Here is a 15,066-nt window from a genome sequence, read left to right on the forward strand (position 1 = left end):
CAAGGATGTCCTTCCACCATGACCAGATACGCCCGCGATGAATTCGACAAGGTCCCGGAGGCTGCGTCGCGACAAGGTGTCCACCGGACGGCCTCGGCCCCGTCCCGCGTCCGGCTGTGGCCCATCCTGGCGGTGGGAGTGGCGGCCCTTGCCATTGGACTGGTGTCCTTCCTGATCCTTCCCAAACTGGGCTTCAACACCACCGCCAGCCAGGCGTCCGCAAGCGTGGAGTCAGCACCGCTCGCCGGCACCGGAACCGCGCCTTCGGCCACGCAGGCTGCTGCCACCAGCCCTGAGGCTCCGGCACCATCCGCCTCTGCCGCGCCCACCCAGGGCGATGAGCCCGGATCCGCACCCACGGCCTCCGCCACCCAGCCGGCCGCTGCGGACAGGACCCAGGCAGTTGCCGTCTACAACGCTGCCGGTACGGCGGGGCTCGCCAGCCGGATAGCCGGAACGGTGCAGGCTGACGGCTGGCGGCTCGGCCAGGTGGGCAACTGGTCCGGGGCCCCACAAAAATCCTCCGTGATCTTCTACGCCGGGCCCCAGCAACTGGCCAGCGCCCAGGCGCTTGCAGGGCTGCTGAACATCCCCACCGTGGTGAACAGCACCGAGTTCCAGGTACCGCTTGTAGTGGTGCTGGGCCCGGGTTACCGGTAGCCGCACGCCGTCCAGTCACGCCGGCCCGGTGTCCGCCTGGCCCCCAACGGAAAGAGTTGTTCACCATGTCACTGGGAACCGTCAAGTGGTTCAACGCTGAGAAGGGCTACGGCTTCATCACCGTTGACGGCTCCGGTGATGACATTTTTGTCCACTGGTCCGCAATCCAGGGCGAGGGCTACCGCGCCCTCGCCGAGGGCCAGCGAGTCCAGCTTGATGTCGGCGAGGGCGAAAAGGGCCCACAGGCAGAAAACGTCCGGCCCGAGCAGTGACGCCGACTTTTCATTCAAGAGCCCGCGCCTGCGCAGCGCTCGCCGGTTCCCTGGTGGCGGTTCTTTCGATGGCGGCCTGCGCCGGCGCCGGTGGCAACGCCAGGACTGAGCCGGCGGAGGCCTCCGGCGACGGCGTCCTCCGGGTGGGCCTGATCCTGGACAACACCGGCGACAACGCCTTCCTTAATGCACCCCAGCTGGCCGCCGCCAAGCTGGCCATCCAGGAAATCAACGCCGCCGGCGGGCACAAAGGCCGGCCGGTGGAACTCCTCCCGGTGCACCCTGACCAGGACGCCGCAAGGCAGGCGAATGGCTTGGCGGCTGCCAAAGCGGACGTGGTGATCGGACCCACCGATTCCAGCCATGCGGCCAGCGCCGTGGAGGTCCTGTCCCACTCACGCATACCACTCATGTCCCCGGCCAACACCGCTGGCGGCCTGTCCGGGCTGGCCAGCGGAGGCTACTATTTCCGTACCGCCGCGGCCGACGTCGCGCAGGGCCCAGTGCTGGCGAAGCTCGCCAAGGACGCCGGTGCCGGCACCATCAGCGTGCTGTACCAGGACGGCTCCTACGGCAAGGAACTCTCGGCCGCCGTGACCGACGCTGCGAAGAAGTCCGGCCTGACGGTCCTTCCCGGGGGAGGGTTCAAGGCAGGCGCCGCCGGGGACGCCGCCCGCGGTGCCGGCAAAGCCAAGCCGGACGCCGTCGTCCTGATTGCCCGCGAGGGCGCGCAGGGTGCCCTGTCCGAGCTGAACAATGCCGGCCTCAGCGGTTCACGGCTTATCCTCAGCGACGGCGCCTTCGCCCGCTACGGGTCCGGGCTTCCATCCCGGGTCCTCGAGGGCGCCCGCGCAATCGTCCCCGGACAGCTGCCCACCGCTGCCTTCCAGGGACGACTGCTGGCGGTGGACCCGGCCCTGAAGGACCTCTCCTACGCTGCCGAAACCTATGACGCCGTCACGCTGGCGGCCCTCGCCGCGGCCCGCGCCCAGGATGACGCCGGACGCTCCATTGCCGCCAACCTGATCCCCGTCTCCGGAGGGGCGGCGCACGCCGGAGCCGGGGCGCCCGCCGCGCCCTGCCTGAGCTACAGGGAGTGCCTCGGCGGCCTGGCTGCCGGCCCGGACATCAATTACGACGGCGAATCGGGCCCGGTTGCCTTCGATTCCAACGGAGACATCACCGCAGCCGTCTTCTCCGTGTATACCTACGGAACGGACAACCTCCCCACCCTGTCCGGCCGGGAGACAGCCGGACACTCCGGCTGATCGCCCTGGGCGAAGCCGCTGCTCCCCCGTTGGGTATCCGGCGTCTTTTCGCTTGCACTCTCACCTGGGGAGTGCTAATTATTGACTTAGCACTCTGACGCACCGACTGCTAAAGCAAAGCCTGGTTCCGGCCGGCGGCGCGCGGCACCGGTCGACGAGCGAAAGAAACACCTCACTTCAGTGAGATCCCCCGCCCGGAGGCATACAGAGGCCGCCGGCAAGGGATCGTCCGTCGCGGGCACTGCAGCGAAGGTTCATTCTTAACGACTGTCCCGAAAGGACTATTGCCGTTATGGCCAAGATCATTGCATTTGATGAAGAGGCACGCCGCGGCCTTGAGCGTGGCCTGAACACCCTCGCCGACGCCGTTAAGGTCACCCTCGGCCCGCGTGGACGCAACGTCGTCCTCGAAAAGAAGTGGGGCGCCCCCACGATCACCAACGATGGTGTTTCCATCGCCAAGGAGATCGAGCTGGACGATCCCTACGAGAAGATCGGCGCAGAGCTGGTCAAGGAAGTTGCCAAGAAGACCGACGATGTTGCCGGTGACGGCACCACCACGGCAACCGTCCTGGCACAGGCCCTGGTCAAGGAAGGCCTGCGCAACGTTGCCGCCGGCGCCGACCCGCTGTCCCTCAAGCGAGGCATCGAGAAGGCTGTTGAGGCCGTCACCGCCGAGCTGCTGAACTCCGCCAAGGAAATCGAAACCAAGGAAGAGATCGCGGCTACCGCCTCCATCTCCGCCGGTGACGATGAGATCGGTGCCCTTATCGCCGAAGCCCTGGACAAGGTGGGCAAGGAAGGCGTCATCACGGTCGAGGAGTCCAACACCTTCGGCCTGGAGCTGGAACTCACCGAAGGCATGCGCTTCGACAAGGGTTACATCTCCGCCTACTTCGTCACCGACGCTGAGCGCCAGGAAACGGTCCTCGAGGATCCGTACATCCTGATCGTCAACTCCAAGATCTCCAACGTCAAGGAACTGGTTGCTGTCCTGGAAAAGGTCATGCAGTCCAACAAGCCGCTGCTGATCATCGCCGAGGACATCGAGGGCGAGGCCTTGGCCACCCTGATCGTCAACAAGATCCGTGGCACCTTCAAGTCCGTCGCCGTCAAGGCTCCTGGCTTCGGCGACCGCCGCAAGGCGCAGCTGGCCGACATCGCCGTCCTCACCGGCGGCCAGGTCATCTCCGAGGAAGTCGGCCTCAAGCTGGAAACTGCTGGGCTCGAACTCCTGGGCCAGGCCCGCAAGGTTGTCGTCACCAAGGACGAGACCACCATCGTCGAAGGTGCCGGCGACGCCGACCAGATCGCCGGCCGCGTGTCCCAGATCCGCGCCGAGATCGAGAACTCCGACTCCGACTACGACCGCGAGAAGCTGCAGGAGCGCCTGGCCAAGCTGGCCGGCGGCGTTGCAGTCATCAAGGCCGGAGCCGCAACCGAGGTTGAGCTCAAGGAGCGCAAGCACCGCATCGAAGACGCAGTGCGCAACGCCAAGGCTGCAGTTGAAGAAGGCATCGTCGCCGGTGGCGGCGTGGCCCTGATCCAGGCCGGTGCCAAGGCATTCGCCAACCTTCAACTGTCCGGCGACGAGGCAACCGGTGCGAACATCGTCCGCGTTGCCATCGACGCCCCGCTGAAGCAGATCGCCTTCAACGCCGGCCTCGAGCCCGGCGTGGTTGTCGACAAGGTCCGCGGCCTGCCCGCTGGCCACGGCCTGAACGCAGCCACCGGCGAGTACGTCGACCTGCTGGCTGCCGGCGTCAACGACCCCGTAAAGGTGACCCGCTCTGCCCTGCAGAACGCGGCCTCCATCGCGGGCCTGTTCCTAACCACCGAGGCAGTTGTTGCTGACAAGCCGGAGAAGAACGCTGCTCCTGCCGGCGGCGACGACATGGGTGGCATGGGCGGCATGGGCGGCTTCTAAGCCCTCCGGCCGGGCCCTGCCCCGCCAGTTACGAAATGCGGCCCCCTCTTCGGAGGGGGCCGCATTTTTCGTCCCGGGAAGAGCATTCCCGCGGGGCTTACTTCCGGGCCGAATCCAGCATCCCCTGGACTTCCTTCTTGAAGGCCTCGGCGGCAGCCTGGGGGGTCAGCCGGTCATACAGCACTTCATCCGTGTAGCGCTTGATGATGTTCTGGACGCTTCCCGCACCCACCGGAGGAACCGGGGGCGCGTCCTTGATATCTGGCGCAATGTCCTTCAGGAACCCCACCACGGTGGTGTCTGCCGGCTTGAGCGAGGACGTGATGCCGGAAACGATGTCGCTGTTGGTGGGTACACCCCTGTCCGTCATTAGGATGGCCCCGGCCTCCGGGCTGTTGGTGAGGTAGTTGATGAACTCCGCGGCTTCCTTGGGATGTTTTGAACGGGACGAGGCGGACCAGAACATCGTCGGTTTGTAGTACATGCCGTTACTGGCCGCCGCGCCGTCGACGCTCGGAGCGCGCAGCATTTTGATACTGCTGCCGGTGGTGGCCTCGAGCGAGCCAAGCTGGTTGGTCCACCACCAAGCCATACCCACCCGGTTGGTGCCGAAGAGGCTTTGCTCAAGGCTGGCCCCGCCGTCTTCCGTCGCCACGTTCGCCGGCGGACTGGCCTTGGAATCGCGTTGTTCCCTGAGCCGTTCCCAGAAGGACGCCGCCGTTGCGGCCTGGAAGCCGAGCTTGCCGTCCGCGGAGTAGAGGTCTTCCCCGTGCTGGCGCAGCCAGATGATCAGGTCGGCCTCATTGCTGCCATACGCGGCCCCATAGGTCTTGCCATCACTCGCGGCGCTGAGCTTCGCGGCGGTGTCCATGAATTCTTTCCACGTCCACGTCTTGTCATCCGGGACGGGTATGCCGGCGGACTGGAACACCTTGGTGTTGGCCATGATGACGTAGGCGTTCTGGCCTGTGCTCAGGCCGTACTGTGCTCCGTTGTACTGGCCGGAGGCGAGTGCTTCTTTGTCCAGCTTCGACGTGTCGATCCCGTCCTGCTTGGACAGGTCCATAAGGGCGCCGCGGCCGCCGTATTCGGCGATGTATTTCTGGTCCATTTGGATGACGTCGGGGGCATCGTTCGCGGCCGTCTTTGTTGCCAGCTTGTCCCAGTAGCTGGACCATTCGCCCGGCTCCGCCTTGACCTTGATATTCGGGTGCGACGCTTCAAAGGCGGCGATAACCTTGTCCGTCTGTCCGTTCAGGTACTCGTTGCCCCACCATGCGAACCGCAGGGTCACTTGGCCGTTGTCGCCGGAGCCGCCGGCGGCACCGCAGCCCGTGGCCAGGATCGAGAGGGCCACGGCAGCAGCGCCAAGCTGGAACCTGCGCCGGCTTACGACTGGAATGGTCATTGATGTTCCTTCCGGGTTGGCTTCCTGGCGCCGGGCAGGGTGTTCGCCCGAACACTCGGCAGCTCAGAAACCGTTTTCTCGAGTAATGTTGTGATTCTTTCGCGCCTTAGGCTTCCCGTCAAGACGTTTCGGCAAACGCTTTCCCAGCATCGGCCGGACCGTGTGTCGGTTGCTTCTGGCAGGATGGACCGGTGACGATTACTGCAGCGGCTGACGGTTCGGCCTTGGGAAACCCCGGCCCGGCCGGCTGGGCCTGGTATGTGAATGACGATTGCTGGCGCGCCGGCGGCTGGCCCCACGGGACCAACAACCAGGGGGAGCTGATGGCTGTCCTTGACCTCCTGCGCGCTACAGCCCACCTGCCCGGGGAAGACCTGCGCATCCTTTGCGACAGCCAGTACGTGATCAACTCCATTACCAAATGGATGCCGGGTTGGAAGCGCAAGGGCTGGCGGAAGGCCGATGGAAAGCCCGTCCTGAACGTGGAACTCCTGAAGGAACTGGACCGCGAACTGGCTGGCAGGACCTACACCTTCGAATGGGTCAAAGGGCACGCCGGCCATGACCTGAATGAGGCAGCCGATGAGCGGGCCAGGGCTGCGGCCACCGCCTACCAGCAGGGCGTGGCTGCCCGGTCAGGCCCCGGTTTTCCCGGCGCCCACCACCCCGGCGCCCCAGGCCATGCCGCGGACGGGCAGCCTGCATCCGGTGTCGGCCTCCCGGCCGCCACCCTGGATATCCCGGCCGCTGTCCCGGCGCGCCGCGCGGCAGCGCCGGCCGGGAAAGCAGCGGCGGCCACCGGCAACGTTCCTGCAGCCCGCAGCGGCGCGCCTGCACTGGGCACCCCACGGGCAACGGCCGGCCCGGTCTCAGCCTTCGAGGAACCCGACCTGTTCAGTGAACTGGGCAACGAGGCCCTTGAGGCGGCCGAGGCAACCCAGCATGCAGGCTCCATCCCGCCCGAGGCGCTGGTGGAAGAGCTCGAACGTGAACTGTTGGGTCCCCTGGTGCGGGGGGACATGGGGCGGACGGCCGTCCTGCTCCACCCGGACTTCATGGAGATCGGCAGTTCGGGAAGGGTATGGACCCGGGACGCCATGATGATGGCCCTGGAAGAGGACCCGGGTGAACGGACCGACATTGAAATCCTGGGCGCAGAGCGCATCGGCAGCAGTGCGGTCCTGCTGACGTACCGAAGCTTTGCGCGTTCCGGCACTACGCTCCGCAGCTCCCTGTGGGTCCTCGATGGGGGCCGGTGGCGGCTGCGGTTCCACCAGGGAACTCCGGAGGCTTAGCCCGGCGTCAGCTGAACCGCTGCGCGTTTCCCTGCTCCGCCTGGGCGTAAGTAGCGGCGGCAGAGGCCAGCGCCCCGTTGATGGATGCCAGTGAAGCCTCCACCCGGCCCTGCGTGATGGTCCATTCGGTGACGAGCGCCTGGAAGTTGGTGGCGGCGGAACCGCGCCAGGAACCCTGCAGCTCGTCCAGTCCGCGCTTCATGGCTTGCACGTCCGCGCTGATCCGGTCCACGGTGGCCTGCACGTTGGCAGACTTCAGCTGCAGTAATTCTGTGTCAACGGAAATGATGCTCATGGCTGTGCCTTTCGGATACGGCGGCGGACCGCCCCCGCGCCCGGCGTATCCGGGCTGCTGGGACGAGCCTACGGAGCACTGGCAGGCGCGAACCATGGCCAGCCGGCTATATGTGGATAACCGATCCGTCGCTGCCCTTGGCGCCGGCGGCACTGTCGGCCGCTGCTTCCTGCCCGTCTTCGCTGCCATCGCGTGGTGCGTCTTCCCGCCGCGGAAGGCTGACCACCAGGGTGGCGCCGCCGCCGTCGGTCATTTCCACCCGCACCGAGCCGCCGTGGGACCCGACGATTGCTGCGACAATGGCCAGCCCAAGGCCGCTGCCGCCTGTCTCCCTGGTCCGGGAGGTGTCAGCCCGGTAGAAGCGTTCAAAGACCTTGGATGCGTCCTCTTCCGAAATACCGGGCCCATGGTCCCGCACTTCGATGACGGACCGCTCTTCGCCGTCGGACCCGCGGACTCCGACGGCGAGTTCGATGGGGCTGCCCTCGGGGGTGTAGCGCAACGCATTGCCCACAAGGTTGCCCACCACCTGGCGCAGCTTGGCCTCATCCCCGAGCGCCGGGGCAGGGGCCGCCGGTCCGCCGTCAAGCCCGGTCAGCGAGATCACCCTCGAACGGTCGCTGGCCTGCGTGTCCACCACGGCATCGTGTGCAATCAGCTGCAGGTCCACCGGCTTCTGCTGCAGCGGACGCTGCTCGTCGAGCCGGGCCAGCAGGAGCAGGTCCTCCACCATGGACCCCATGCGTTTGGCTTCGCTTTCGATCCGGCCCATGGCCGTGGCCACGTCCTCATCCGTGGCCAGGGCGCCGTGCCGGTACAACTCCGAGAACCCGCGGATGGTTACCAGCGGAGTGCGCAGCTCGTGGGAGGCATCGGCGGCGAAGCGGCGCATCCTTGCTTCCGAGGCCGTCCGCGCCGCGAACGCCGTTTCAATATGCGCAAGCATGGCGTTAAGGGAGCTGCTCAGCCGGCCCAGTTCGGTGGTGGGGTTCTCCACTTCCACGCGGCGGGAGAGGTCGCCGGCGGCAATGGCGGCGGCCGTCTTCTCCACCCTGGCCAGGGGCCGGAACGAGCGCGAAACGGTCCAGCTCGCAATCAGCGAGGCCAGCAGCAGCGTCAGCAGGCCGACTCCGGTAACCACCAGGGTGGCATGCTTGAGGACGTCGTCCACGCTCTCCAAAGGCAGCCCAATGACCACCACGGATGTGGTTGGCCCGTTCTGGACCGTGACCGCCACCACACGCCAGTTTTCCCCGTCCGTCCCGCGGACCTGGAAGGGGGCGAGCCCGCGGGCCTGCGCCTGCTCCACCGTCATGGCGCTGATGTCGGGGTGGTCGTCGGGATCCCCGCCGAACGTGTACGGCTGCTCGCCCGGGGCAAAGAGCATCAGTGAATAGTCGGTGGGGATGGAGCTGGGCGCCTGCAACTGGGTGAAGGAGCGTTGTTTCCGGGCGGAGTCGACGGCCGCGTTCAGCTTGTCATCCACCTGGCCCTGGAGGTAGCTGTGCAGCAGGGTCAGCGTGACCGCTCCGGTCACTGTCAGGGCCACAATCAGCAGGGCCATGATCATGGCCACCAGCTGCGACCTGAGCGAGGCCGACTTCCACCGCCTCAGCAAGGTCAGCGCTTTTCAGCCGTCCGCAGGACGTAGCCCACGCCGCGCTTGGTCTGGATCAGGGCCGGCGCCTCGGGGTCGATGTCCACTTTCCGGCGCAGGTAGGAGATGTAGGACTCCACGATGGAGGCGTCACCGTTGAAGTTGTACTCCCACACGTGGTCCAGGATCTGCGACTTGGACAGGACCCGGTTGGGGTTGAGCATGAGGTAGCGCAGCAGCTTGAATTCCGTGGGGGAGAGCTCAATGACCGTACCTCCGCGCCGCACCTCGTGGGCGTCGTCGTCGAGTTCCAGGTCGTCCACGCGGATGACGGCGTCGTCGTCCAGGAGGGGCTGCGTGCGGCGGAGCACGGCGCGGATCCTGGCCACCACTTCGTCGAGGCTGAACGGCTTGGTGACGTAGTCGTCCCCGCCCACGGTCAGGCCTGTGACCTTGTCCTCGGTGTCATCCTTGGCGGTCAGGAACAGAACCGGGAAGTGCTTGCCGGAGGCACGGAGCCTGCGGGTGACGGTGAAGCCGTCCATGTCGGGAAGCATGACATCCAGCACGGCCAGGTCCGGGGCCTGGGTATCGGCCGCGGCGAGGGCGTCGCGGCCGTTTGCGGCGGAAACAACCTCAAAGCCGGCGAACCGCAACGACGTGGAGAGGAGCTCGCGGATGTTGGGTTCATCATCGACGACGAGCAGCCGGGCTTCTGGACCGTTCTTGTTCATGCTCCCATCATGCTCCCAGTCTCTGGGAGTTGTCTGGATATTCGTTGTGAGCATGATGATGGCGGGCTTGCGGTTACCAGTCCATGGTCCCCGGCTCACCTTTGAACGGGCCCACCACCCGGCTTGTGATCCAGCCGCCGTAAAAGCGGCCCGGTTGTGCAGTGACCCGTTCTCCATCCACTTCGCAGTAATCCATCCGGCCCGGGTAGATGGCTACCCGGTTGGCGAGCGCCTCGAAACCGGAGGCAGGCTCGGGATAGGACCAGGCGGCGCTGTCCGCTTCCTTGCCGCCGCCGCGGACGGTCAGGTACTTCGCCGCGCCCTTGAACTCACAGAAGCTGCTGCCCGAGGCGTGCTCCAGGGCGCCGGTGGCGAATGCTGACTGGAGGACGTAATACACCGGCGGATGGCTGGTCTCAAGGACGCGGAGGGAATCGGTGGTGTCGAGGATCAGCTCTCCGCCCAGCATGATGCGGATCCGTTCAGTGCTGGGCTCGATCCGCGGCGGGCGGGGATAGTCCCACACCGACTCCTGTCCGGGCCCGGGCACGGCCGGAATGATTCGTATGCTCATGCTTCCAGTGTGCGCGCAGTGGGGTGGCGCGCGCACCGGCGGATTCCTAGTCCGCGGCGTGCACGTCCTTGGCGTCCATGATCCGGTAGGCGTAGCCCTGCTCCGCGAGGAACCTTTGGCGCTTCGCGGCGAAGTCCTGGTCAAGGGTGTCCCGTGCCACCAGGGAGTAGAAGCGGGCGGCGCGGCCGTCCTTCTTGGGCCGCAGCAGCCGGCCCAGCCGCTGTGCCTCCTCCTGCCGGGACCCGAAGGAGCCCGATACCTGGATGGCCACGGAGGCCTCCGGCAGGTCGATGGAAAAGTTGGCCACCTTGGACACCACCAGGGTCTGCAGCTCCCCGGAACGGAACGCATCAAAGAGCTTCTGCCGGACCTTGACGGAGGTGTCCCCCTTGATCACGGGCGCCTGAAGGCGCTCCCCAAGGTCATCCAGCTGGTCGATGTACTGGCCGATCACCAGCAGCTGCTCCCCGGCGTGCCGTGCCACCAGTTGCTCCACCACCTGGGTTTTTGACTCAGAGGTGGCGCACAGCCGGTACTTGTCCGCGTCGTCGGCCATGGCATAGGCAACGCGTTCATCCTTGGGCAGGTCCACCCGGACCTCCACGCAGTCCGCGGGCGCGATGTAGCCCTGCGCCTCGATGTCCTTCCACGGTGCGTCATACCGTTTGGGCCCGATCAGGCTGAAGACCTCTCCCTCGCGCCCGTCCTCGCGGACCAGGGTGGCGGTAAGCCCCAGGCGGCGGCGGGCCTGCAGGTCTGCGGTCATCCGAAAGATCGGCGCCGGCAGGAGGTGGACCTCGTCGTAGATGATCAGGCCCCAGTCGTGGCCGTCCACCAGTTCGAGGTGGGGGTAGATGCCGCCGCGTTTGGTGGTGAGCACCTGGTAGGTGGCGATGGTCACCGCCCGGACCTCCTTCAAAGCGCCAGAGTATTCACCCACTTCTTCCTCAGTGAGGGAGGTGCGCCGGATCAGTTCGTCCTTCCACTGCCGTGCTGCCACCGTGTTGGTGACCAGGATCAGCGTGGTGGTGGAACCGGTGGCCATGGCCGCGGCTCCCACCAGGGTCTTGCCCGCACCGCAAGGCAGTACCACCACGCCGCTGCCGCCCGCCCAGAAATTCTCACTGGCCAGGCGCTGGTAGGGCCGGAGTTCCCAGCCGTCCTCGTTGAGCGCGATGAGGTGCGGGGTGCCGTCGACGTAGCCGGCCAGGTCCTCCGCAGGCCAGCCAATCTTCAGCAACAGTTGCTTGAGCTGGCCCCGCTGGGAGGCGTGCACCACCACCGTCTCGCCGTCGATCCTCGGCCCCAGCAGCGGCGCGATCTTCTTGGCCCGGATCACTTCCTCCAGCACGGGGTAGTCGTCCGTCCGCATGACCAGCCCATGGCGGGGGTCTTTTTCGAGGCGGAGCCGGCCGTACCGGGACATGGTCTCCTCGACGTCGATCAGCAGGGAATGCGGCACCGGGAAGCGGGAGTACTTCAGCAGGGCGTCGAGCACCTTTTCGGCGTCCAGCCCGGCGGCACGTGCATTCCACAGCCCCAGTGGGGTCAGCCGGTAGCTGTGCATATGTTCGGGCGCCCGTTCCAGCTCCGCGAAAGGCGCGATGGCGTGCCGGGCCTCGGTGGCCAGTTCGTGGTCCACCTCAAGGAGGATGGTCTTGTCGCTTTGGACGATCAGGGGTCCGTCGGTCACGCGGGGGAATCCTTCACTGGCGCAGTTCCTCTGCGGCCTCGATATCGATAATGCGGTGCACGGACAGGACCCGCTCCGTGTCCCTGGCAGGATCGAAGACGCGGACCCTGCCTCCGCTCACAGATAGCGGAACAACCACTTCCAGGCTGGCATTCCCCAGGCTGTCCACCACGTTCATATGGATCCGTTGCTTCAGCCGGATGGCCCTCTGCAGTGCCTCAAGCCCGAGCTGGGTGGCGGCCTCGCTGCCGGCAGCGAGGCCGGGGTGGTGTCCGACGCCGGAGCCAGCCTGCCGCAGGACGTCCAGCTGGGCCTCAACCTCCTCCGCCGGGGGCGCCATCCGCGGGGCGGTATAGACGGGGCGCGCGCTTTCCGACGGCGTGGACGGGCGGCGCAGGTGGGCGGCAGGTTCGGCCCCGTCCACGGACGGGGAAAGGCCCAGGCTCCGGAGTACGGCGGCCAGCTCGCGCGGCGGCGACGATGAAGTTACAACTGTGGGGGACAGGCGGGCAAGGCCAAGCTGGGCGGCCTTCGGTCCTGCCAGCAGCTCCCGCAGGGCTGTTTCATCGTCGCTTTGGATGAAGCTGGCGGCCTGGCCCACGCGGAGCCTGCCGTGCCGGGACGCGGTGTCCTCCACCAGGTACTCCAGCGGCTGCGGCACGGCGGTGGCCGAGTGTTCGCGAAGAAACGCCAACAGGCCGGCGGAGTCGTAGCCGGAGTCGAGTGCCCGCTTGATGGACTCGGCGGAGAACCGGTAGATGGTGGCGGGGCCCTGGCCTTCGGCGTCCGCCATTGACAGGAGTTTTTCGGTCAGCGCCGGAGCAAGGTAGCCCGGGGCGACAGCGGTCAGGTCCGCCTGCAGGAGCACGTGGTTCAGGGCCGCAGGCAGGTGCTCGCCCAGGATGTTAAGGGCGGCATCCGGGTCGTCGTCGGCAAAAGCGTTCCCTAACTGGCTCAATGCACCCGACCCCACCAGGCCCAGCATCTCCGCCTCGGCGAGGACCCCGCGGATCAGCGAGCTGAACCGCCGGGCCATCCGTGGCTGTGACCACTCAGCGCGCTGCAGGACGGCCGCGGCGTCAAGCACGGGCGCGCCGCCGTCGGCAACGGACGCCTCCTGGGTGAGCTCGTGCAGGATCTCGAGGATCCGCCGGCGGACCACGGGCGCGTCCGGCCGCTGCGCCCCGGCGGACAACGCGGCGATGGTGGTTCCGGATGCCGACCGGGCGCCCGGTGCGCCCGGGGCAGTGTTAACGGGCTGGCCCACCATGGACGGCACGCGTTCGCTGGCAAGCCACGCGTTCACCAGCCACAGCCATTGTTCCTGCCGGGGAAGGACCAGCCATTCCAGTTGCGGCGGCTGCACCCACGACGAAGAGTCGACGTCGAGCCGGATCAGGCCCGCCAGTCCGCACAGCTCCAGCAGCAGGCATACCGCGCCCTGTTCAATCCGCAGGTGTTCGGCCAGGCGGCGGATTTCGCGGACGCCCACGCCTCCACTGCGCAGTGTGGCCAGCGGATGTTCCCGGACCGCATGCAGCAGCTCGGAGACCAGCCGCAGGGTTTCCGAGATGGCGCTCAGGGCTGCATTGCGGCGGAGCGCAGCCGTGGTCCTGCCGAGCTCCGGTACCGGTGGCGCAAGGGTGAAGTCGTTGATGATGGCGCCGCCGCGCAGGGCCAGCCCCACGCTGTGCGGCAGCTCCACGTGGGCGGCGTCCAGCGGCACCAGCAACCCGCGGGCAAGGAGCCAGTCAACGGGCCCGACGTCGGCGCCCTCCGTAGTGACCGACGCTTTTCGCTGCGCCTGGGGGACGGCACCCATGGCCCAGTTCCGGAACCTGGCGAGCAGCGCCGTCGTGCGTTCCGGGGCACCGGCGAGGATGTCCTGCAGTGCCTCCGGGGAAGATGTCCAGTGCTGAAGGGCCAGGGCAGCCTCCATCGGCGTGGTGGCGTCGTGGACTGCGAACCCGCTGCGGTGCAGTTCGGAGACCAGCTGCACCGCGCGCTGGCCGAAGGCCGGCTGCAGGCGGACAAGCTCGGTGTAGCTGCGGCCCAGGCCGGCCGGATAGATCCCCACCACGTCCTTGAGGGAGCCCACCGGGAGATAGAACGGCTGGTCCGCAGCCGGGGAAGGAGTGCCGTGCGGGGGAGCGGCGGGGTGCACCAGGGCAAGCTCCTGCAGGGTGCCCAGGATCTGGTTGACGGTGGCCAGGGCCGAGCCGTGGATCAGTTTGTGCACTCCCTCAGCGGAGGCGCTGTGCCCGGTGTCGGTGTTGGTGCACAGGTGCAGGGTCTCCAGGACCTGCATGTGCGGCCGGTTGAGCCGCTCAAGGGCGCGCTGGACGCTGACGCGGGAGCTGGCACGTGCCGCCAGTGCGGCAAAGTCCGGGACGGACGGGGAAATGAGATCCGGCCGCGCGGCGAACAACGCCCGCAGCGAATCATCGCTGCGTGCCTCCAGGTCCTTGCCGAGCGCGCGAATGAGGGACATCAGTCCAACGTTACCGCTGCTGCGCCCTTCCCGCCCGACGCCGGGCGGCAACGCCGTCCAGGACCAGCAGGAGCATCAGGATGAAGGCCACCGGTAGGCCGTAAAGCGCGGTGTAGGTGATCCAGGCGGGAGCTACCGAGCCGGCAAAGGCAAAGGCCATCACGGCTGCCACGGCTACCAGGGACAGCACGGCAACAACTGCGGCGAGGACCATCAACGGCCGCCGGTAACGCGAGGGAGTCATGGACGCAACGGTACCGCGCCCGCACCGGTGCGGGTAAAAGCCGGCGCCTTGTGCCTGCGGCGGAACAGTGCCGCCCAAAGCATCAATAGGCCATGCGGCAGGATAACCTTGAAGCATACAGACCAACACGGTTTGCGTTTGCCATACCCTGAACCCGCACAACCATGCGGATGCGGTGGCATCCGGCCGTGTCTCATGACAGCAGAACGAAGAAGGTTGATTACGTGCCTACCGGCAAGGTCAAGTGGTATGACAAGGACAAGGGCTTTGGGTTCCTCGCGGGCGAAGACGGCCAGGAGGTCTTCCTGCCCAAGTCGTCGCTGCCCGAGGGTGTCACCGAGCTGAAAGCCGGCACCCGCGTGGAGTTCGGCGTGGCGGACGGGCGCAAAGGTGCACAGGCGCTGGGCCTGCGGGTGCTGGACAAGACCCCTTCCATTGCCAAGGCCAAGCGCCCCAGCGCCAAGGACCTTGCCCCGCTGGTGCAGGACCTGGTGACAGTCCTGGACAACCTGTCCGGGACCCTGTCCAAGGGCAAGTACCCGGACGGCAACAAGGGCAAGGCCATTGCTGCCGCCCTGCGCAAGGTCGCCGACGAGCTGGACGTTTAG

General features: G+C 66.9%; 14 protein-coding genes. 6 read left to right on the forward strand and 8 right to left on the reverse strand.

What is annotated here, in order from left to right:
- Nucleotides 1–18: 18 nt before the first annotated feature.
- From J7I84_RS05910 to groL, 4 genes are all read left to right on the forward strand, one after another.
- Nucleotides 19–660 (forward strand): LytR C-terminal domain-containing protein, encoded by a 642-nt coding sequence (locus J7I84_RS05910; RefSeq protein WP_214941954.1) that lies wholly within the window; start codon nt 19–21, stop codon nt 658–660.
- Nucleotides 661–725: 65 nt separating this feature from the next.
- Nucleotides 726–932 (forward strand): cold-shock protein, encoded by a 207-nt coding sequence (locus J7I84_RS05915; protein WP_214941957.1) that lies wholly within the window; start codon nt 726–728, stop codon nt 930–932.
- Between the two features lie 68 nt (nt 933–1,000).
- On the forward strand, nt 1,001–2,200 hold the full coding sequence (locus J7I84_RS05920; RefSeq protein WP_214942333.1) for an ABC transporter substrate-binding protein: 1,200 nt from the start codon (nt 1,001–1,003) through the stop codon (nt 2,198–2,200).
- Between the two features lie 292 nt (nt 2,201–2,492).
- Nucleotides 2,493–4,127 carry a chaperonin GroEL gene (gene groL, locus J7I84_RS05925; RefSeq protein WP_214941959.1) on the forward strand — a complete coding sequence of 545 codons (1,635 nt, stop codon included), beginning with the start codon at nt 2,493–2,495 and terminating at the stop codon, nt 4,125–4,127.
- A gap of 97 nt (nt 4,128–4,224) precedes the next feature.
- Here groL and J7I84_RS05930 read toward each other — a convergent pair whose 3' ends face one another.
- Entirely contained in the window at nt 4,225–5,535 is a 1,311-nt protein-coding gene (locus J7I84_RS05930; RefSeq protein WP_214941962.1) for an ABC transporter substrate-binding protein, read from the reverse strand.
- Nucleotides 5,536–5,726: 191 nt separating this feature from the next.
- Here J7I84_RS05930 and J7I84_RS05935 point away from each other — a divergent pair, with 191 nt between their 5' ends.
- Entirely contained in the window at nt 5,727–6,830 is a 1,104-nt protein-coding gene (locus J7I84_RS05935) for a ribonuclease HI family protein (protein ID WP_214941965.1), read from the forward strand.
- 7 nt (nt 6,831–6,837) lie between these two features.
- Here J7I84_RS05935 and J7I84_RS05940 read toward each other — a convergent pair whose 3' ends face one another.
- From J7I84_RS05940 to J7I84_RS05970, 7 genes are all read right to left on the reverse strand, one after another.
- On the reverse strand, nt 6,838–7,125 hold the full coding sequence (locus J7I84_RS05940) for a WXG100 family type VII secretion target (protein WP_214941968.1): 288 nt from the start codon (nt 7,123–7,125) through the stop codon (nt 6,838–6,840).
- A gap of 106 nt (nt 7,126–7,231) precedes the next feature.
- On the reverse strand, nt 7,232–8,743 hold the full coding sequence (locus J7I84_RS05945) for a cell wall metabolism sensor histidine kinase WalK (protein WP_214941971.1): 1,512 nt from the start codon (nt 8,741–8,743) through the stop codon (nt 7,232–7,234).
- A gap of 2 nt (nt 8,744–8,745) precedes the next feature.
- Complete coding sequence (locus tag J7I84_RS05950; protein ID WP_188573163.1) at nt 8,746–9,456, reverse strand: response regulator transcription factor; 711 nt, start codon at nt 9,454–9,456, stop codon at nt 8,746–8,748.
- 73 nt (nt 9,457–9,529) lie between these two features.
- Complete coding sequence (locus tag J7I84_RS05955; RefSeq protein WP_214941974.1) at nt 9,530–10,030, reverse strand: DUF427 domain-containing protein; 501 nt, start codon at nt 10,028–10,030, stop codon at nt 9,530–9,532.
- A 46-nt stretch (nt 10,031–10,076) separates the two neighbouring features.
- Nucleotides 10,077–11,723, reverse strand: coding sequence for a DNA repair helicase XPB (locus tag J7I84_RS05960; protein ID WP_214941977.1), 1,647 nt, complete (start codon nt 11,721–11,723; stop codon nt 10,077–10,079).
- Nucleotides 11,724–11,736: 13 nt separating this feature from the next.
- Nucleotides 11,737–14,214: a helicase-associated domain-containing protein gene (locus tag J7I84_RS05965; RefSeq protein WP_214941980.1), complete on the reverse strand. Its 2,478-nt coding sequence runs from the start codon at nt 14,212–14,214 to the stop codon at nt 11,737–11,739.
- 10 nt (nt 14,215–14,224) lie between these two features.
- Complete coding sequence (locus J7I84_RS05970) at nt 14,225–14,458, reverse strand: hypothetical protein (RefSeq protein ID WP_214941983.1); 234 nt, start codon at nt 14,456–14,458, stop codon at nt 14,225–14,227.
- A 224-nt stretch (nt 14,459–14,682) separates the two neighbouring features.
- On the opposite strand from J7I84_RS05970, the gene J7I84_RS05975 reads away from it, so the two are divergent.
- The gene (locus J7I84_RS05975) at nt 14,683–15,066 is read left to right on the forward strand and encodes a cold-shock protein (protein ID WP_018762148.1); all 384 of its coding nucleotides are present in this window, start codon (nt 14,683–14,685) and stop codon (nt 15,064–15,066) included.

It is taken from the genome of Arthrobacter sp. ISL-85 (assembly GCF_018613675.1).
Classification (GTDB): domain Bacteria; phylum Actinomycetota; class Actinomycetes; order Actinomycetales; family Micrococcaceae; genus Arthrobacter.